General features: G+C 25.9%; 16 protein-coding genes and 2 riboswitches. Of the genes, 3 read left to right on the top strand and 13 right to left on the bottom strand.

Annotated elements, in window-relative coordinates:
• Positions 1 to 291: 291 nt before the first annotated feature.
• Positions 292 to 1,512, top strand: coding sequence for a 6-phosphofructokinase (locus tag B5D11_RS00500; RefSeq protein WP_078681088.1), 1,221 nt, complete (start codon positions 292 to 294; stop codon positions 1,510 to 1,512).
• Between the two features lie 27 nt (positions 1,513 to 1,539).
• On the opposite strand, the gene recX is transcribed toward B5D11_RS00500, so the two are convergent.
• Positions 1,540 to 2,187: a recombination regulator RecX gene (gene recX, locus B5D11_RS00505; protein WP_078681089.1), complete on the bottom strand. Its 648-nt coding sequence runs from the start codon at positions 2,185 to 2,187 to the stop codon at positions 1,540 to 1,542.
• 24 nt (positions 2,188 to 2,211) lie between these two features.
• Positions 2,212 to 3,441 (bottom strand): M16 family metallopeptidase, encoded by a 1,230-nt coding sequence (locus B5D11_RS00510; protein ID WP_078681356.1) that lies wholly within the window; start codon positions 3,439 to 3,441, stop codon positions 2,212 to 2,214.
• Between the two features lie 355 nt (positions 3,442 to 3,796).
• On the opposite strand from B5D11_RS00510, the gene B5D11_RS00515 reads away from it, so the two are divergent.
• Positions 3,797 to 4,288: a QueT transporter family protein gene (locus B5D11_RS00515; protein ID WP_078681090.1), complete on the top strand. Its 492-nt coding sequence runs from the start codon at positions 3,797 to 3,799 to the stop codon at positions 4,286 to 4,288.
• Between the two features lie 302 nt (positions 4,289 to 4,590).
• Here B5D11_RS00515 and B5D11_RS00520 read toward each other — a convergent pair whose 3' ends face one another.
• The gene (locus B5D11_RS00520; protein WP_078681091.1) at positions 4,591 to 6,045 is read right to left on the bottom strand and encodes an NCS2 family permease; all 1,455 of its coding nucleotides are present in this window, start codon (positions 6,043 to 6,045) and stop codon (positions 4,591 to 4,593) included.
• A gap of 228 nt (positions 6,046 to 6,273) precedes the next feature.
• Positions 6,274 to 6,374, bottom strand: a riboswitch (purine riboswitch).
• Between the two features lie 372 nt (positions 6,375 to 6,746).
• A riboswitch (cyclic di-AMP (ydaO/yuaA leader) is annotated at positions 6,747 to 6,876 on the top strand.
• 6 nt (positions 6,877 to 6,882) lie between these two features.
• Here B5D11_RS00520 and B5D11_RS00525 point away from each other — a divergent pair.
• Positions 6,883 to 7,656, top strand: coding sequence for a cell wall hydrolase (locus B5D11_RS00525; RefSeq protein ID WP_242942237.1), 774 nt, complete (start codon positions 6,883 to 6,885; stop codon positions 7,654 to 7,656).
• A gap of 58 nt (positions 7,657 to 7,714) precedes the next feature.
• On the opposite strand, the gene B5D11_RS00530 is transcribed toward B5D11_RS00525, so the two are convergent.
• The 10 genes from B5D11_RS00530 to B5D11_RS00575 form a co-directional block, all read right to left on the bottom strand.
• Complete coding sequence (locus tag B5D11_RS00530; protein ID WP_078681357.1) at positions 7,715 to 9,499, bottom strand: extracellular solute-binding protein; 1,785 nt, start codon at positions 9,497 to 9,499, stop codon at positions 7,715 to 7,717.
• Between the two features lie 54 nt (positions 9,500 to 9,553).
• Positions 9,554 to 10,465, bottom strand: a complete 912-nt coding sequence (locus B5D11_RS00535; RefSeq protein ID WP_078681093.1) for an ABC transporter permease — start codon at positions 10,463 to 10,465, stop codon at positions 9,554 to 9,556.
• Positions 10,462 to 11,550: an ABC transporter ATP-binding protein gene (gene potA / locus B5D11_RS00540; RefSeq protein WP_078681094.1), complete on the bottom strand. Its 1,089-nt coding sequence runs from the start codon at positions 11,548 to 11,550 to the stop codon at positions 10,462 to 10,464. The genes B5D11_RS00535 and potA overlap by 4 nt, the downstream gene beginning before the upstream one ends.
• 258 nt (positions 11,551 to 11,808) lie before the next feature.
• The gene (locus B5D11_RS00545; RefSeq protein WP_078681095.1) at positions 11,809 to 12,078 is read right to left on the bottom strand and encodes a hypothetical protein; all 270 of its coding nucleotides are present in this window, start codon (positions 12,076 to 12,078) and stop codon (positions 11,809 to 11,811) included.
• Positions 12,079 to 12,300: 222 nt separating this feature from the next.
• Positions 12,301 to 13,167, bottom strand: a complete 867-nt coding sequence (locus tag B5D11_RS00550) for a tRNA 2-thiocytidine biosynthesis TtcA family protein (protein WP_078681096.1) — start codon at positions 13,165 to 13,167, stop codon at positions 12,301 to 12,303.
• Between the two features lie 76 nt (positions 13,168 to 13,243).
• Positions 13,244 to 15,001: a helicase-related protein gene (locus tag B5D11_RS00555; protein ID WP_078681097.1), complete on the bottom strand. Its 1,758-nt coding sequence runs from the start codon at positions 14,999 to 15,001 to the stop codon at positions 13,244 to 13,246.
• A 146-nt stretch (positions 15,002 to 15,147) separates the two neighbouring features.
• Entirely contained in the window at positions 15,148 to 16,326 is a 1,179-nt protein-coding gene (locus B5D11_RS00560; protein WP_078681098.1) for a DegT/DnrJ/EryC1/StrS family aminotransferase, read from the bottom strand.
• A gap of 97 nt (positions 16,327 to 16,423) precedes the next feature.
• Positions 16,424 to 17,545: a DegT/DnrJ/EryC1/StrS family aminotransferase gene (locus B5D11_RS00565; protein ID WP_078681099.1), complete on the bottom strand. Its 1,122-nt coding sequence runs from the start codon at positions 17,543 to 17,545 to the stop codon at positions 16,424 to 16,426.
• 514 nt (positions 17,546 to 18,059) lie between these two features.
• Complete coding sequence (gene nadC, locus B5D11_RS00570) at positions 18,060 to 18,902, bottom strand: carboxylating nicotinate-nucleotide diphosphorylase (protein ID WP_078681100.1); 843 nt, start codon at positions 18,900 to 18,902, stop codon at positions 18,060 to 18,062.
• Positions 18,880 to 20,181 (bottom strand): L-aspartate oxidase, encoded by a 1,302-nt coding sequence (locus B5D11_RS00575; RefSeq protein WP_078681101.1) that lies wholly within the window; start codon positions 20,179 to 20,181, stop codon positions 18,880 to 18,882. Before B5D11_RS00575 ends, nadC begins: the two co-directional genes overlap by 23 nt.
• Positions 20,182 to 20,185 lie beyond the last annotated feature (4 nt).

The raw sequence follows: 20,185 nt of genomic DNA on the forward strand, positions 1-20,185 counted from the left end.
ATTGCTCCCCACTTATATTAATACACCCTTAATAAAAGCAAATATCTGATTGGTTAACTAATTAAAATTACCATCAGATGTTTGCTTTTATTATTAACTTATAATATAATTTTACTTATTTTTTTAATTATATTGTAAATTCTGAATACTTTAATTCACAGTACTTTATATTGCATAAGTAAATATAATATATTACAATCAATAAGGATACTATCATATTATTACTTTGGTATTGTTTTATTTTTATTATATAACTACTATATATTTTTCGTAAAATTAGGAGGTAAAATTATGGCTAATTGTTTAGTCGCTCAATCTGGAGGCCCTACAGCAGTTATAAATGCTTCTTTTATGGGAGTTTTAGATGAAGCTTTAGAAAATAAAGTTTTTGATAATGTTTATGCTGGTATAAACGGCATTGAAGGTATATTACAAAATAAATTAATTAATTTATCTCAAATCCCCTATAGTAAATTAAAAAATTTAAAATACACACCTTCTTCAGCATTAGGTTCCTGTAGGTATAAAATGAAAAATTATAATGAAGATAATTCCGAGTATGAAAAATTATTCAACATTTTAAAAGAACATAATATAAAAGCTTTTTTTTATATAGGCGGCAATGATTCTATGGATACTGTCCGTACCCTTTCTGAATACACAAAACTTCATAATATAGATGTTTTAGTATTAGGAATACCTAAAACTATAGATAATGATTTAATGGAAACAGATCATACTCCTGGATTTGGAAGTGCCTGCAAGTTTATAGCTACAAGTATACTTGAAAGTTATTTAGATTCTTCTGTATATACAAATAATGGCATATTTATAGTAGAAACTATGGGAAGAGATACAGGATGGCTTACTGCAAGTGCCGCTCTTGCTAAAATAGATGGTAAAGAAGTAGTAGATTTTATTTATCTTCCTGAAACCCCTTTTATTGAAGAAAAATTTTTAGATGAAGTAAATGAAAAGTTTAAAAAGCAAAATCAAGTTTATATAGTAGCTTCAGAAGGAATAAAAAATAAAAATGGTAAATTTTTAAGTATAAATAATGTAAGTAAATTTCATGATAAATTTGGTCATGCTCAATTAGGTGGTGTATGTAATATATTAAAATCACTTATCATACAAAATGGTATAACTTCAAGAGTTAAAACTCTTCAACTTGGAGTAAGCCAACGTGCAGCAATGCATTGTTCGTCATTGACTGATATAGAAGAAGCTTATAGAGTAGGAAGAGATGCTGTAAAATATGCTCTACAAGGTAAAAGCGGATATATGATTGCAATAAAAAGAATTAATAACTTACCTTATAGCATTGAAACTACTTTGGCAGAAGCTTCAAAAGTAGCAAATCATATAAAATATTTCCCTAACAATTGGATAAATAAATATGGAAACTTTGTTACGTCAGATGCTGTAGAATATATGACTCCTCTTATACAAGGAACTCCTCCAATACCTACAGAAAATGGTCTTCCTTTATATACAATATTAAGAAGATAGAATTTCTATCTTCTATCTTCTATCTTCCTAATATTCTTCAAAATCTTTAGTTACAACTACTTTATTTAATATTTGTTTAGTTTCTTCAAAAGTATACCCTTTTCTTAAAAGAAAATCTCCTAATTTTTTATATATTTTTTTAGTATCTTTTTCAGTTTTAATTAGTGTTTTATATTTCTTTTCAGCTAATTTTAAAGCATTGTCCATCTCTAAATAAGTATCTATATCATTAATTTTATTTTCTATAATTTCTTCACTTATTCCTTTTTTTAAAAGAGAGTATCTTATTTTGTTTTTTCCTTCAGTTTTAATCTTGTCTTTTATATACATTTCTACATAATTTTCATCATTTAAAAAATTATAATTTATTAAAAAATTAATAACTTTATCTATAGTTTTATCATCATATCCTTTTAATTTTAATTTGTTAATCATTTCTTTTTCAGTTTTATAGCTTTTTTCTACTATCTTTAATGCAGTTTCTTTGCATTTTAAATAATTATCTTCATCTACTATTTGTAGTAATTTTTCAGATTCAATAACTTTATTTTCTTTTAAACCATAAGTAAAAACAAGTTCAGTACTACAAGCAAATGCAAAATCTTTATCTATAAATATATTTACTCTATTTTTATTCCTTTTTTGTATCTCAATTTTAGTTATTGTGTTTTCCATAAATTTTATTACTCCTTATAAAATTTACTTAGGCATTAAAATATGAATAGTCGGATTTTTAAATACTTTTTTAGCTACATTATATATATCTTCTTTTTTTATAAATTCAAGAAATTTCATATCTTCTTCAAATTGATAAATACTTTCATTTTCAAGGCTTTGATGAAGACAATAATTACTTAACTCTGTAGAATCTTCTAAAGTTGCACATACTGCAGTTTTTAAAACCTTTTTCATAAGAAGTACTGTATCTTCGTTAAAATTTATTTCTTTATTAATAATTTTATTAATACAATTTTCAATAGTTAACATAGCTGAATTTATATTTTGAATTTCAACAGCAGTATAAATATATAAAATTTTAACAAAATTAGTCATATCAACATGTGAATAAACATCATATGCTAGTCCTTTTTCTTCTCTAAGTTCTCTAAATAATATAGAATTGGGACTTTCTCCAAGTTTATGGTTTAAAATTTTAAGTGCTAATTCTTCTTTTTTATTAAGTCCATGAAAAGTATATGCGTATATTATAGTACATTGTTCAATATCAGATTTATAAGTTATATTTTTAGTTGGTTTATTATTTTCAATTATAATAGGTTCTTCTTTTAATTTTTTTGGCTTCCAATCTTTAAAATACTTACTTATTAAATTTATTATTTCATCATGTTCATAAGATGAAACTATTGAAATAATAGAATTATTAGGAATATAATATGTATCATAAAATTCTAAAATTTGATCTCTTGTAAATTTTTTGACCGTTTTTTCTTCTCCTAATGTATCATATTTTAGAGGACTTTTATCAAAAGCTATCTCGTGTATTTTATTAAAGCTAAAATCTTCAATATCATCTTTGCTTGTTTTTATTTCTGCTAATATTACGCCTTTTTCTTTTTCTATTTCTTTTTCATCAAATATAGAATTTTGAATCATATCAGCTAAAATTTCAATTGAAGCTTCTAATTCTTCATTTAATGCTGTTATACTATAAACTGTAGATGTATAATCTGTATAAGCATTATATTCTCCCCCTCTTTTTTCTAATGCTTCATTAAGTTCTTCATTATTTCTTTTTTTAGTTCCTTTAAAAAGCATATGTTCTATAAAATGTGAAAGACCTCTATTTTTATCTTTTTCATATAAAGAGCCAATTTTTATTCCTATATGAATTGAAGCTATTTGAGTATCTTTCTTTATACTTATAATTTTCAAGCCATTTTCTAAAATAGTAATTTTCCCGTCAAACATCTTTTTTCCCACACATATTCTCCTTCTATTTTTACTTTATGATATTATGATTGTACTATAAATGGTATATATATTAATAATTAATTAATATATACTTAACAACATAAATTTTTTAGTGTTATAAAATGTATTATTAAATTTAATTTACTATTTATTTCAATTTAATCACATTATACAATAATTATTATAATACAATATTTTATTATAATTGCAAATTTTTTATTATTACTTAATCTTTAAATTTTAAATATAATTTGACGAACTTATAAAAAAATGTTAGAATTAGCTGAAATAAAATAAATTAAAGACAGTTCGAAACCATCCTGTCTATAAACAAAACTAGGGGGAATAAAAAATGAAAATATCAACAAAAAAAATTGTATTTACTTCAGTAATAGCAGCAATTTATGCTGTACTCACAATTATTTTAAAACCTATAAGTTATGGGCCTTTACAAATCCGAATATCTGAAGCTCTTACAGTACTTCCATTTTTTTCGTCATTTTCAATATTGGGACTTACTATAGGATGTTTTATATCAAATATATTTGGAGATGTTGGAATGCTTGATATTATATTTGGTCCTATAGCAACACTTTTATCTGCAATACTAACTTATTTAATAGGTAAATCAAATTTTAAATTTAGTAAATTTTTAGCGCCTATCCCACCAATAGTAATAAACGGTATAGTTGTAGGAAAAATTTTAAATTACACTCAAAATTTCCCGCTTATCCCTACTATGCTTTGGGTTGGATTTGGAGAATTAATAGCTTGTTATATTATTGGACTTCCATTAATGTCTTTAATAGAAAAAAATCCTAAATTAAAAAGCTACTTAACATAATAAAAAGTCAGTTGAAAATTTCAACTGACTTTTTATTATATACTTTTTTATAGACAATTTTTTTTAAGCAGCTAATATTTTATTTTAAATATTATAATTTTAAATTTTTTAAAATTTAATAATATCCATAGTACAATAATAATCTAGCTTCATTAAAGCAAGTCTTGAATCCATAGTGTTGCTCTTTTACCTACTGTCGTTAATTGAGCTGGTTGAAGATGTGTAAACCCTATATTTTTCACATTATTATTTTACTATATTACTTATATTTAAATTTTAATTAATAACTTATATACTAAACTTTAAACATTAAATATAAATTTAAATATAAATAATCCTGCAAATATATACATTATAGGATGTATTTCCTTAGCTTTCCCTCTAACTAATTTAACAATTGTATAAAATATAAATCCAAAAGCTATTCCATTAGCTATACTATAAGTAAATGGCATCATTACAATTGTTAAAAAAGCTGGTAATGCTTCTTCAAAGTCTTCAAAATTTATATTCATTATAGAACTTATCATAAGTACCCCCACTATTATAAGTGCTGGAGCAGTAGCTGCACTAGGCACTATACCTACTATAGGTGATATAAATAATGCTAAAAAGAAACATATTGCAGTTACTAAAGAAGTTAATCCCGTTCTTCCGCCTTCACTTATACCAGCTGCACTTTCTACATAAGTTGTTACATTACTTGTTCCAAGTAATGCTCCTATAGAAGTTGCTGTTGCATCTGCAAATAGAGCCTTATCTATTTTTCTTGGGAACATTCCTTTCTTTGGAATATCATTTTTTTCATCAAACATTCCAGTTTTAGCTCCTGTTCCTATAAATGTACCTATGCTATCAAAAGTATCAACCAAGCTAAAAGAAATAATAATTGTAATAGCAGTTAAAAATCCTGTTTTGGCTGTAAAAAGTTCAGTAAAACTCAATTTAAATAAAGTGGGTGATAAACTTGGAGGTAGTGAAAATACATTAAAAGAAGCTGGCAAAATTATATTAAGGTTAACATTAAAAAACACTTGAGCAATAACACCTGAAACTGTAGTTATTAAAATACCTAATAAAATTGCTCCTTTAACTTTATTTACCATTAAAATAACGGTTATAATTAATCCAAAAATAGCAAGTAATGTAGTAGGATTTTTAACATCTCCAAATGCTACTAATGTAGCAGGATCTGATACAACTATTCCCGCTTCTTTAAAGCCTATAATTGATATAAATAAGCCAATACCAGCACCTATAGCATTTTTAAGGGACTCTGGAATAGCGTTAACTATAGAAATTCTTATTTTTGTAACAGTTATAAAAATATTTATAATACCACAAATAAATACTGCTGCTAAAGCTGCTCTCCAAGAATATCCTGCAGTTCCTACTACATAAAAAGTGAAAAAAGCATTCATTCCCATGCCAGCAGCTTGTGCAAATGGTACATTAGCAACTAAAGCCATAATAAGAGTACCTATAATTGCAGATAAAATAGTTGCCACAAATACAGCTCCCATTATAGGATCATTTGATACATTAATGCCTGCTTCTTTAACTTTATCAAACATCAAACCTTTAGAATTCATTCCTGCTTGTCCTAATAGAGCAGGATTTACAAATATTATATAAGCCATTGTAATAAATGTAGTAATCCCTGCAATAATTTCAGTTTTTACAGTTGTATTATTTTCTTTTAGTTTGAAGAAATCTCTTTTAACATTATTTTTTTCTGAATTAGCGTAATTATTCACTCGTATTCCCCCTTAATATATTTATTTAAAGCAGGTTATATAAGTATTTCTTCCCCCTTTCATGTATATTTATACGAACTCCATATATCAAAATTATTAAATTGCTACTTTAATTGCCTAATATAAAAATAAAAACGCATGAAGTCTACTTTAGAGTGAATTCATGCGTTTACTTTTTATCATGTATGATACAAGTAACATGTTTTTCTATTTAATATAAAATAGAAAAACAGCAAATTATTCACTCATAGCTAAGCAGTTAAGGCCGCTTCGTAGAAACTCCCGAACCAAATTATCAGGATTATATGAGTTCGTATTAAATTACATATCATATAATATCACAGCTTTTAAGTTATGTAAATATAAAATGCGAATATTTTTAATGAAATTTAATAGAATATTCGATTTTATATTTTTATTCTACATACTTAGTTTAATTCTCAATTAATTTATTATTAAATTTTACTTGTAAATATTCAACTTCAAATTTTAATATCATAATTTAGTAAAATAATAATTATCTTTACTTATATAAAAAATATTTACTGATTAAATTATTATTTTACTAGACTAATAATAAATTTTCATATTAAATATCTACAATATATACAATTATTTGCAATTGAGATACTTGTACCATAACATACCTAGATTACCATATATTTTGTATAGATATATCCTAAAATCTTTGTTAAAATAACACATGAAATAAGCCGAATCTCCAAACGGAGTACGGGGGATGCCATTCTATTGGGGTGAATCTCTTTAATGAGTAGGGTACCTCTTACCCAAACCCGTCAACTAACCTCGGAGGCAAAGGAGGAGATATATACTATGATTAAATTAAATAAGTTTAAAACAACATTATTAGCAGTTTCTTTAGCAGTTCTTTCAACTAATTCTGCTAAAGCAGCAAACTATAAAGTTGTCCAAGGTGATTCTCTTTATACTATATCAAAAACATTTAATACTAATACTAATACATTAAAAAATACTAATAACTTGAAAAGTGACATTATTTATCCTGGACAAGTATTAGATGTCCCTGCTAAAACTTATACTGTAAAAAGTGGCGATTCTCTTTATTTGATATCTAAAAAATATCAAATATCACTTGATTTATTGAGAAAAGCAAATAATTATTGGAAAGATACCATATATGTTGGACAAACATTGCTTATACCAGAAGGTTCAGTTTCTGCAGTTTCTACACCTTCAAACATTTCTAAATCTGTTATATCTTATACAGAAAGTGATTTAGATCTTTTAGCTAGATTAATAACTGCAGAAGCTCAAGGAGAGCCATATAAAGCACAAGTTGCTGTAGGAGCAGTAGTTATTAATAGAGTACAAAGTGCTAATTGGCCAAATACAATAAAAGAAGTTATTTATCAAAAATCAAATGGATATTACCAATTTACACCAGTATTAAACGGCTGGATTAATAAACCTGCTTCTAGTACAGCAAGACAAGCTGCTTTGGAAGCTTTAAAAGGTTCAGATCCAACAAACGGAGCAGAATTTTATTTTGATAATAGTACTACAAATGCTTGGCTTTGGTCCAAGCCTATATCTCTTAAAGTAGGTAATATGATATTTGCATTAAAATAAAAAATAATAAAATGAGCACAAAGTTAACTTTGTGCTCATTTTATTATTTTTTATTTTTTTATTGTTTTACTTCAGACCAAATATCATCGTAAAGTTTTATTTTATCTCCTATATCTTTTAAATATTCCCCTCTTTTTAGTTCTTCATTAGGAGGATAAATACCTTCATCCTTCATTATTTCTTCATCTATAAGAGGATATGCTGCTACATTTGGATTCCCATAAGGGAAAGCCTTAGATATTTCAGCACTTATTTCTGGTTCCATAATAAAATTCATAAATAGTTCCGCCGCTTTAATGTTTTTTGCACCTTTGGGAATAACAAAATTATCTTGCTGGAGGAATAATCCTTCTTTAGGTATTATCATTTTTACATTTTTATTTTCTCTTTTAGCTAGGCTTCCTTCTGCACCCCAAGCAAAAATAATTTTAGCCTCTCTATTTATAAGCATAGTTTTAGGACTATCACTATCATAAGCCTTTACATTAGGCTGAAGTTTTTTTAGTTCTTCTTTAGCCTTTAAAAGAGCTGTTTCATCAGTTTCATTCATAGAATAGCCAAGTTTTTTAAGAGTCATACCTATTATTACTCTTTCATCATCTAGTAATACAATAGAATTTTTAAACTCATCTTTCCAAAGGTCTTTATAAGAAGTAATTTCCCCATCAGGTACTTTTGAACTATCTACAGCAATTATACCAGCAAGCCACATATAAGGTACACTATATTTATTATAAGGATCGAAATCTAAATTCATAAATTGTTCTCCCATATTTTTTAAATTAGGAAGATTTTCTTTATTTAATTCTTCTAGCAAATTTTGTTTTTTCATAATTTCTACCATATAGTCACTAGCAACAGCTAAATCATATTGAGACCCTCCTGCCATAATCTTAGCAAGCATTTCTTCATTTGAAGAAAAAGTACTATAATTAACTTTTATATTATAAGTTTGCTCAAATTTATCAATTACTGATTGTGGAAGATATTCAGACCAGTTAAAAACATTTAAAACCTGTGTATTTTCTTTTGATTCTTTAGCTAATGCCCACATTCCACCGCTTGCTCCTACAATTAAAACTGCTATAGCTGTAAGAACTGCACCTATCTTTTTCATATTAATATTTATATTTTTCAATACTAAAGCAAAAATTACAATAGATAGGGTAAATACCATTATTATTGTAGATAATGCATTAATTTCTGGAGTTACTCCAAATTTAACCATAGAAAAAACCTTAAGAGGCAAGGTGGTACTATTAGGGCCTGCTACAAAAAAACTTATAATCATATCATCTAATGATAAAGTAAAAGCCAAAAGTCCTCCTGCTATTACTCCAGGCATTATAATTGGGAGTGTAACTTTAAAAAATACTTTTGAAGGAGAAGCTCCTAAGTCCATAGCTGCTTCCTCTAAAGATTTATCAAAACCATCTAACCTAGCTCGTACAACTGCAATTACATAAGATACACTAAATGTTACATGAGCTAATATTAAAGTTACTGTCCCCATAGGGATATCTATCATAGAAAAAAAAGCTAAAAGAGATATTCCTAAAACTATTTCTGGTATTACAAGAGGTATATATAGCATACTATCTATTATACTTTTACCCTTAAAATTATGCTTATACATACCTATAGCAGCTAAAGTTCCAAGCATAACTGATATTATTGTACTTACAATAGCAATTATTAAACTATTTTTAACAGCTTCTAATATTCCAGTATTATGAACTAAACTTTTATACCATTTTAATGTAAAACCATTCCAAACAGCATTAAATTTAGAGTTATTAAACGAAAATGCAATAAGTACTATAATTGGAATATAAAGAAACATATATATAATAAAGCCATAGATTTTACCAAATAATCCTTTTTTCTTTTTCACTTATTACATCACCCCCATTTTATTTTTCTCATTACTATTTCTAGTCCCCAAAATTATTGCCAGTACCATAATAGCAATTAATAAAACTGAAATAGCAGAACCTAAAGGCCAATTTCTTGCAGTTAAAAATTGATTCTTTATAAGGTTGCTCATAAGAACTACTTTACTTCCTCCCATTAAATCTGTTATAAAAAATAATCCAAGAGCTGGTACAAAAACTAACATAGAACCAGAAATTATCCCTCCTTTAGTTAAAGGAAGTACTATTTTAAAAAATATTTTTAATCTAGTAGCTCCTAAATCCGCACCTGCTTCTATAAATCTTTTATCAAGTTTTTCAATTGAAGCATATAAAGGAAGAACCATAAATGGAAACATCATATATGTCATTCCAATCATTACAGAAATATTATTATATAGTAGCTTTAAGGGTTGAGAAATAATATGAAATTTTATTAAATAAGAATTAATTATACCCTCACTTCTTAATAAAATAATCATAGAATAAGTTCTTACTAATGAATTAGTAAAAAACGGAAGAATTATTAGTAATAGCAATATAGGCTTATATCTTTTTTTTGCATTTGCAACTATATATGCAAATGGATATCCAAGAATTAAACAAATAAGTGTAGTAAAAACAGCTATAATTATTGAATTAAAAAATATTTTAATATAAAGTGGATTTAAAAGTTTAATATAATTACTTAAAGTAAATTTATAAATAATTTCTCCTGTTTCTCCTCTTGTACAAAAACTTACTATAATTATGAATATTAAAGGCACTACAAAAAAAGCAATCATCCAAACCAAAATAGGCAAAATTGTTGTAATACCACTTAAAAGATTTTTATCTGAAACTTTTTTAGTATCTACAGTTTTATTTATACTAATAGCTTTATTTTGTAAAATCATCCTTCCATCACCACCGATTCTTCAAGTTTCCAAGTTAAAAATACTAAATTATTATTTTTTATTAAATTATTTTTTTCACTTATAGGCTCATTTACTATTATTTCTTTACCATTACTTAATTCAATTATTGTTTTATATGAAATACCAGTATAAATTCTATCCTTTAATTTACCTTTAAGATAAACATCGTCTTCTTCTGGTACTGATTTAATTTTTATTCTTTCAGGCCTTAAAGCAACACAAATATCTTGTCCCATATATAAATTTTTATTTAATACTCTAACTGTATTTTCTTCTGAGCCAATCTGAAGAATCGCTTCATTAGATTTTATATCTTTAACTTTACCCTCTAAAATATTTGTATCTCCTATAAAATCTGCTACAAACCTTGTTATAGGTCTTTCATAAATTTCATCTGGAGTCCCAAGTTGTTCTATTACTCCTTCTTTCATAACTACAATTCTATCTGACATAGTAAGTGCTTCCTCTTGATCATGAGTAACAAATATAAAAGTTATCCCAAGCCTCTTCTGAAGATGCTTTAATTCAATTTGCATCGCTTTACGAAGTTTAAGATCGAGAGCTCCTAATGGTTCATCTAATAATAATACCTTAGGCCTATTAATAACCGCTCTTGCAATAGCCACACGCTGCATTTGTCCCCCACTTAATTGAGAAGGCATCCTTTTTTCATATCCATCAAGCTGAATCATATGAAGCATTTCAAAAACTCTTTCTTTAATTTCATCTTTATGAACTTTTTTCATTTTAAGTCCAAAAGCAATGTTATCGAAAATATTCATATGAGGGAAAAGTGCATAATTTTGAAAAACAGTATTAACACATCTTTCATGTGGTGATTTATTTGTTATATCTTCACCATCTATTATTATTTTCCCGTTTGTAGGCTGTTCAAAACCTGCTATCATACGCAGCGTAGTAGTTTTACCACAACCACTAGGACCTAAAAGAGTTAAAAACTCTCCCTTTTTTATGTTTAAAGATAAATCTTTAATTACTGGATTCTCTGATCCATCAAACTTTTTACAAACATTTGCTAATTGAATAAAAGCAACTTCTGTCACACCTTACCAACTCCTCTTATTTTTTCATGCAAATAAAAAAAACCTTCCACCGGTATTGTACCGGCATAGAAGATTTTATTAAATAATGATTATAATTATACAAATTTACTACATAATTATAACCAAAAAACAATATAACATATTAGTTTAAATTTTTAAATAGTTTTTTTAAATTTTTGTTAAAATTTTATTCATAAAATAATAGGATTTTTATGTGCAATTATACATAATCATTTTTGTATTTTAAAATCCCTATATTTATTTTTTCAAATCTATTTCTTCTATAACAAACTTATCAAAATCTATTTCTTCTATAAAATTATGTTGATTAAAAGTTGTTTTCCTTCTTTTATTATACTCGTCCATATTTATAGGAAGCCAATATGGCTTTGATATATCAAATTTATTACATAATTCATTTATGCATAATTTTAAATTATCTTGATATGTTCCATCTATATTAGAAATAACTACTTCATCTTTAATAATTTTATTATTTTTTATTATTTTACCCCAAATCTTTATCATCGCTACCTCCATATATCTTATAATAATACTACTTATTATAAGATATACGCTTATTTATATAAAGAGTTTATTTATTTTTTAATTTTTATTGATACTACTTCGCATTATATTATTAATATGACATAATAAAATTTTATTTACAACCCAAATTTTAATCTTTGGAATTTAATATATTAATTTAATATATTAATTTTATATATTATATTTTCAATTATTATTTTATTACTCTTTTTCATAAAATTCTAAATATGAATGCTTTTGACCATCTTTTTTAAATCCAAGTATTGCATCTAAGTTTACATTTTCAGCTGCTCTAAATATGGATTTATCAACATCTTTAAAATTTTTCTTTAAATTTTTAATAAGTTCTTTTATTTCATAACGTTTATTACCTATTTTTTTTGCTGCAACCATACATGCGCAATTAAGAGGCCATATTCCATTATTTTGTGTAAATCTTTCAATATAAACCTCTTCTATATAATAAAGAGGCCTTATAAGTTCCATATTTTCAAAATTATCTGATTTAAGCTTTGGAAGCATAGTGCTGAAATTTCCAGTATAAAGTACATTTAAAAGTGTAGTTTCAATAACATCATTAAAATGATGTCCTAATGCAAGTTTATTGCAACCAAGTTCTTGAGCTTTAGAATAAAGCGCTCCTCGTCTCATTTTTGCACACATATAACAAGGATAATCTTTAGCTATTTTATCTACAATATCAAATATACCAGAATTAAATATTTTAATAGGAATTTCTAAATGTTTGCAATTATCTATTAGAAGTTCTTTTACATTAGTATGATATCCTGGATCTGCAACTATAAATTCAAGTTCAAATTTAATTTTACTATGTCTATGCAAAAGCTGAAAAAGCTTAGCCATAAGCAAACTATCCTTGCCTCCAGAAATTGCAACAGCTACTTTATCTCCTTCTTCTAAAAGATTATAATCATTTATAGCTTTAATAAATTTTGACCATATATGTTTTCTATAAGTAGTAGTTATACTTCTTTCAATTACATCAAGGGGTTTTCTTTCTGTGAAAGGAACTAATATTTCACATCCTTCTCCTGCAATATTACTCATTTACAATCACCTCATTTTTACGAAAGATATTATATCATTTTTTGTTATTTTTGTCTTTTAAAAAATATAATATTGATTATATCATTTTTAATATCTCATTTATAGCATTGCTTACTTTTAATCTGGATTTATATACCCATTCTTCATCAAATTCTAAATTAAAAGCTTTTGAAAAAGAGTAGTATAAATTAATTATTTGATAAAAAATTTCATAATCATAAAGTCCATTTTTTAAAAGCTGAGGTTTAGATAAAAATTCTTTTTTAGAAACAAAAAGTTCATCTATAAAATTTAAAAAAGCATCCATTAAATCTTCATTAGCAACATCAAAAGGAATTTTTAAAAGGGTCCATTGTATTTTTTCATCGAGTTTGTAGCTTTTAATATTATCTAAAACAATTAAATATTCACTTATATCCATCTTTCTGTAAAAAGGAATTTTTTCTTTTTTAGTACTCCATAAAGCAAGTTTCTCTTTTAATGGTAAATTTTTTATTGTTAGTATTTCGTCACTTGGTCCAATTACTGCTTGTTTTATACATTTATCTTCATTTTCTAAATTTTCTTTTATAAAATCTGAATTATTCCCATAAGAAGCTACATAACCAATATCATATATTCCTTTTCTTCCAGCTCTTCCTGCAATTTGCTTTATTTCTTGAGAATTTAAAAATCTTACTTCATTTCCATCAAATTTTTTTATGTCCATAAAAATTATTCTTCTAATAGGTAAATTTACACCCATTCCTATAGCATCTGTTGTAATAAGTATAGGATTTTCTTTATTTATAAATTGCTCATATTGCTTTTTTCTAACTTCAGGTGGTAAATCCCCGTAAATTAAGCTTGATTTTATACCTAAATTTGAATAATAATATGCAAGTTCTAAAACCCTTTTTTTAGAAAATACTACAAGAGCATCACCTTCTTGTATATCCTTAGATGAAAAAGGTTTTTTTATCACTTCAAGAGGTATATCTCTTTTATATTCTTTTATTTCATATTCTTCTTTACAATCTTCTAATATTTCTATAAGTAATTTTTTAGTATTTAAAGCTCCACAAACATGAATCTCTTTACACCTTAACCCAAGCAAAGCTCTTGTCCATGCTGCTCCTCTTTGATCATCATCTATCATCTGAATTTCATCTATAATTCCAACTTCATATTCTTCATTTAAATTTAATTTTTCTATAGTACAAGATATATGGCTAGCTCCTTCTACATTAATTTCTTCTTCTCCTGTAATAAGATTGCATTTAATGCCTTCTTTATTTAATCTTTCATAATTTTCTAAAGCTAAAATTCTAAGTGGAGAAAGATATATACCTTTATTGGCAGTCTTTAATCTTTGAATTGCATTATAAGTCTTTCCTGTATTTGTTTCTCCAAGATGAAGATAAAACTTTCTTTTTATTCTTCTTGCACCTAAGTATTCATCTTTTGGATTTGAAGGAAATATTTTATCAAATTCTTTTAATGCTATACTTGGAATATGTTCACTTATAAGCACACTTATTATACCAGATTTTAAAAAACTATCATAATGTTTGCTAACTATTTCATCATAAGAAAAATTTGTTTTATTTTTCTTATTATAATCATCTATAAGTCTTATAGATATATATTCTAATATATCTATATACCCTTGATACACACTTTTATAATCTTTAAAATTAAAATCTTCATACTCTTTAAGTTCTTTTAATTTTTTCCTTACAGAAGCTTCATGTTCCCAAAGAGATTTTGTTTTTGTATGATGAACTATTTCATTAATTTGAATTATCTGATTTTTAAGTTTTCTAAAATTTCTTTCAGCTGCCCCTTTTTTCATTTACCTGCCTCCATCATAAAATATATTAAAAATTTCCTTTATTTTATTTATTATTCCCCTATTTTATTGTCACTATTTCCATAATGGCATAATCATAAACTTAAAATAAAAAGAGCTAAAATGCTCTTTTTATTTTAAATATTATTTTAAAGTATTTTTTCTACACAATCTATTAATTCTTTTGCAACATATTCTGCATCTTCATATTTTAAAGTTGAGTAAAGTGGTAAAGTAATTTCGTTAGCATATTGCGCGTAAGCATTAGGATAATCTTCTAGTTTATAGCCTAAATTTTTATATAAACTAAACTTAGGAAGAGGCATAAAATGAACATTAGTTGCAATATCCTTCTCTGCCATCATGGATATTACATCATTCCTTTTTTCCTCACTAAAATTTTTAATCCTTAATGGATATAAGTGATAACAGGTTTCGCACTTTTCATCTTTATCAAAAGGCAGTATAGCCCATTCTTTCTCTTTTAAAATACTATTATATATATGATGTAGCTTTTTCCTTACTTCAAGCATTTCATCAAATCTTTTTAATTGTACAATTCCTATAGCAGCCATTATATCAGTCATATTTGATTTAAAACCATCAGTTACAATATCATATTTCCATGAACCAGCTTTCATCTTTGAAAGTGCATCTTTTGTCTGTCCATGTAAAGAAGTATATTTAAACTCTTTATATAAATCTTCTTTATCTTTAAAATTATTATTGTTATAAGTTATAGCTCCACCTTCAGCAGTTGTAAGATTTTTTACTGCATGAAAAGAAAATACATGGAAATCAAACTGTCCTCCAACTTTCTCTCCTTTATAAACAGCACCAAATGAATGAGCAGAATCTGATATAAGAATAATATCTTCTCTGTTTTTAGCCTTTATTACCTCTTTAATTAAATCATAGTCTACAGGCACTCCAGCAATATCAACAGTTATTATAGCCTTGGTTTTTGGAGTTATAGCATCATATATTTTTTGTTCATCTATAAGAAAACTATCTTTTTTTACGTCAACAAAAGTAGGTTTTATTCCTCTATGTAAAAGTACATTAGATGTAGCTGCAAAAGTATAAGGTGTAGTTATAACTTCATCATCTCCACCTATATTAAGAACTTTTAATATAAGTTCTAATCCTGCAGTATTGCTATTTAATGCAACAGCATGTTTTGTATTACAATATTTTGATAAATTTTGCTCAAATTCAGTATTTTTAGGTCCTGAAGTAATCCATCCTGATTTTAACACCTCAGTTACAGCATCAATTTCTTCTTGTGTTATGTCTGGTGGTGAAAAAGGTATCTTTCTATTAGCCATAATAGTCCTTCTTTCTTAATACAATTTTATAAATAATAATTTTTATATAAATAATTTTATTTTAAAAACACAAACTCATATGTAAATTTATTAATGTCTATTTTTTGTAAAATTTATTTATAGTTTCACAAACAAACTCAACTTCTTCTTTTGTGATTTCGGGATAAATAGGAAGTGCTATAATTTGTTTTGAAATTTTTTCAGCTATTGGAAAATCTCCTTCCTTATATCCTAAATATTGAAAACACTTTTGCATATGTAAAGGCATAGGATAATATATACTGTATCCTATTTCATTTTCTTTTAAATATTGTGCAAGTTCATCTCTTTTTTCTGCCAATATATTAAATACATAATAAACCTGTTTTTGATTTTTTGAAGATTTAGGCAGTCTTATATATTGACAATCTTTAAGTCTTTCTTTATATAAATTAGCTATTGCTTCTCTCTTTTTTATAGATTCATCTATATATTTTAACTTAACAGATAAAATAGCAGCTTGAATTGTATCTAATCTTGAATTATAGCCTATGTAATCATAATGATACTTTTTAGATGCTCCATGAACCCTTAACCTTTTAACTTTTTTAGCTAAATCTTCGTCATTTGTAACTATCATTCCTCCGTCGCCATATCCTCCTAATGTCTTTGTTGGAAAGAAAGAATATACTCCAAAATCTCCTATAGTACCTGAATGTTTATACTCTTTCCCTTCTCCTTTAAACCTCATTCCAAATGCTTCTGCAGCATCTTCAAGTACTTTTAAATTATGTGTTTTTGCAATTTTCATTATTTTATCCATATCTGACATTTGATCAAACAAATGTATTGGTAGTATTCCTACTGTATTTTTATTTATTTTTTCTTCTATTTTATCAGCATTAATTTGAAAAGTATCTTCATCAATATCTACAAAAACTGGTTTTGCTCTATGCTTTGCTATACATGATGCAGAAGCTAAAAATGTAAATGGAGAAGTTATAACTTCTTTTCCATCTTTAAATCCAAGTGCATCAGAAGCAATTATAAGAGCATCAGTACCTGAAGCTACTCCAACAGCATATTTTGCTCCTGTATACTTTTCTATATCTTTTTCAAATTGTGCTACTTGTTCTCCAAGTATAAAATTTCCTTTTTCAATTACCTTTTGAATTGCAGTATCAAATTCTATTTTTTTTTCATTATATTCACGATTAGAATTATAAAAATTTACTTTCATGAATTAATCTCCTTTTATTTAATAAATTGTTTTTATTTATAAAAATATAAAAAAGCTTTATTAAAAAGCTTTTTTACATAAGACTATAATATCACTTATATTTAATTTTGTTAATATAATTTTGATATCTAATATGAAAATTATGTTAACTATATAATATAATTAAGTAACAATTTTAACAGAAAATATATTTTATGATTAAATCACAATAGTCTGTAAATAAATTTCTATTACACTGAGTAGTATGTTTATTGATTCACTTCAAAATATAGTGGTCAATTCTAATAAAAAATAGTTTTTGTGAGATAATCATTTTATATTTTCATAATTAGTGGAAAAAACTTTTAAATTTAACTTGCTCAAAGTATATTATTATTTTACTATACGGCTACATTAAACTTTTAGATAATAATATATTAATATATTATTATCTAAAAAACAAAAAAATCAGCATAAAAAGCTGAACTTTTCTACAATAAATAAAATATAAGTTAATATACAAATCATTAAAATTTTAATAAACATTTCTTAAATTTTTCATACTTAAATCTAATATAGGAGCTGAATGAGTTATATTTCCAACAGAAATATAATCAATTCCTGTTTGTGCAATACTATATATATTATCTAAATTAATATTGCCAGAAGCTTCAATTAGTGCTTTGCCATTTATAAGCTTAACAGCTTCTTTCATATTTTCTAAATCCATGTTATCAAGCATTATAATATCAGCTTTAGCTTCAAGGGCTTCTTTTACCATATCAATATTTTCTACCTCCACTTCTATTTTCCTTACAAAAGATGCGTTTTCCCTTACAGCCCGTACAGCTTTCATTATGCTTCCTGCAGCATTTATATGATTATCTTTTAATAATACTCCATCTGATAAATTAAATCTGTGATTACACCCTCCACCAATTTTAACTGCATATTTTTCTAAAATTCTCATATTAGGAGTAGTTTTTCTTGTATCAAGTAGTTTAACATTTGTCCCTTTAAGTTTATCAACATACTTTTTTGTAAGAGTAGCAATTCCACTCATTCTTTGAAGTAAATTAAGCGCAGTTCTCTCTCCTCTAAGTATATTTCTTGTACTGCCTTTAATAGAAGCTATAAGTGTTTTTGATTTTACAAAATCTCCATCATTTTTATAGAATTCAATTTCTACATTACCAAGTAAATAAAAAACTCTTTCAAATACATTAAGTCCTGCTATTATACCATCTTCTTTAGCATACAAATCAACAATACATTTAGATTCTTCACTTATTATTGAATTTGTAGTTATATCATCATAAGGTATATCTTCTTTTAAAGCATTTAATATTATTTCATCAACTATTAAAAAGTTCAGCATTTAATTCATTAGACCTCCTCATTAATTCATTAACAACTATTTTTCTGTTATTACATTGAATTTCATCTAACTCATATTGTAATTTAGGTACTTTAATATTTATATTACTTATATTATCAATATTTTTGTTTATATTCTCAGCTGCTCGTCTTGAAAAAACTAATCCTTCTAAAAGAGAATTACTTGCAAGTCTATTAGCTCCATGAACCCCTGTGCAGCTTGTTTCTCCTACTGCATATAAATTATTCATTGAGGTCATTGAATTAACATCTACTTGTATTCCTCCTTCAAAATAATGTTGTGCTGGGGAAACAGGTATTGGTTCTTTTGTAATATCAATGCCTTTATTTAAACATTCATTATATATAGAAGGAAATCTAAATTTTATGAATTCTTCACCAAGAAAAGTTATATCTAATCTGACAAAAGGAATTTTAGATTCATTAATTTCTTTCATTATTGCTTTAGTTACTATATTCCTAGGTAAAAGCTCATTAACAAATCGTTCTCCCTTTGAGTTTAACAGTTTTCCACCTTCACCTCGTACAGCCTCTGAAATTAATAGTCTTCTATCTTTATTATTTTCTTCATAAAAAGCTGTAGGATGAAATTGAATATAATTTATATCTTTTAATTTAATATTATTTTTTATAGCAATAGCAAGCCCATCACCAGTAAGTTTTCTTTGGTTGGTAGAATTGTTAAATAACCCTCCTATACCTCCTGTTGCAAGAATAACTACTTTTGAATATACATTTATTTGCTCATTGTCTTTTAATAATATGCCACCAATACATTTATTATCTAATTTTAATATATCTACAAGAAAAGTATTTTCATAAATAGTTATATTTTTACGTTTTTTAGTTTCATTTATAAGAGTTTCTGCTACTACTTGTCCTGTATGATCCTTGCTATGAACTATTCTATTTATGCTATGTGCGCCTTCCTTTGTATATGAAAATTTTTCACTAATTTTATCAAAGGGCATACCAAATTCTATAAGCTTATTAATATCTCTCATAGACTCTTTTGCTAATATTGTTACAGCTTCTAAGGAATTTTTATATTGACCTGCTTTTAATGTATCTTCAATAAAATGAGGAATATCTTCCTCATTTTTAGCTGTAGATATTCCTCCTTGAGCAAGGTAAGTATTAGTTTCTGTAATTTTAGATTTTGATAAAACCAATACTTTAAGATCTGCTCTAAGATTTAATGCACAGTATAATCCAGATACACCAGAACCTGCTATTAATACATCTACATCTATATCCATTTTT

It is taken from the genome of Clostridium sp. USBA 49, from assembly GCF_900167505.1.
In the GTDB taxonomy this organism is placed as follows: domain Bacteria; phylum Bacillota; class Clostridia; order Clostridiales; family Clostridiaceae; genus Clostridium_AT; species Clostridium_AT prolinivorans.

What these genes read in the sequence shown, in the direction of transcription:
- B5D11_RS00510 (WP_078681356.1), bottom strand. Translation starts at nt 3,441, where the DNA reads ATGTTTGACGGGAAAATTACTATTTTAGAAAATGGCTTGAAAATTATA.
- B5D11_RS00550 (WP_078681096.1), bottom strand. Translation starts at nt 13,167, where the DNA reads ATGAGTAATATTGCAGGAGAAGGATGTGAAATATTAGTTCCTTTCACA.
- B5D11_RS00545 (WP_078681095.1), bottom strand. Translation starts at nt 12,078, where the DNA reads ATGATAAAGATTTGGGGTAAAATAATAAAAAATAATAAAATTATTAAA.
- B5D11_RS00565 (WP_078681099.1), bottom strand. Translation starts at nt 17,545, where the DNA reads ATGAAAGTAAATTTTTATAATTCTAATCGTGAATATAATGAAAAAAAA.
- recX (WP_078681089.1), bottom strand. Translation starts at nt 2,187, where the DNA reads ATGGAAAACACAATAACTAAAATTGAGATACAAAAAAGGAATAAAAAT.
- B5D11_RS00555 (WP_078681097.1), bottom strand. Translation starts at nt 15,001, where the DNA reads ATGAAAAAAGGGGCAGCTGAAAGAAATTTTAGAAAACTTAAAAATCAG.
- B5D11_RS00575 (WP_078681101.1), bottom strand. Translation starts at nt 20,181, where the DNA reads ATGGATATAGATGTAGATGTATTAATAGCAGGTTCTGGTGTATCTGGA.
- B5D11_RS00530 (WP_078681357.1), bottom strand. Translation starts at nt 9,499, where the DNA reads ATGTTTCTTTATATTCCAATTATAGTACTTATTGCATTTTCGTTTAAT.
- B5D11_RS00535 (WP_078681093.1), bottom strand. Translation starts at nt 10,465, where the DNA reads ATGATTTTACAAAATAAAGCTATTAGTATAAATAAAACTGTAGATACT.
- nadC (WP_078681100.1), bottom strand. Translation starts at nt 18,902, where the DNA reads ATGCTGAACTTTTTAATAGTTGATGAAATAATATTAAATGCTTTAAAA.
- B5D11_RS00560 (WP_078681098.1), bottom strand. Translation starts at nt 16,326, where the DNA reads ATGGCTAATAGAAAGATACCTTTTTCACCACCAGACATAACACAAGAA.
- B5D11_RS00500 (WP_078681088.1), top strand. Translation starts at nt 292, where the DNA reads ATGGCTAATTGTTTAGTCGCTCAATCTGGAGGCCCTACAGCAGTTATA.
- B5D11_RS00515 (WP_078681090.1), top strand. Translation starts at nt 3,797, where the DNA reads ATGAAAATATCAACAAAAAAAATTGTATTTACTTCAGTAATAGCAGCA.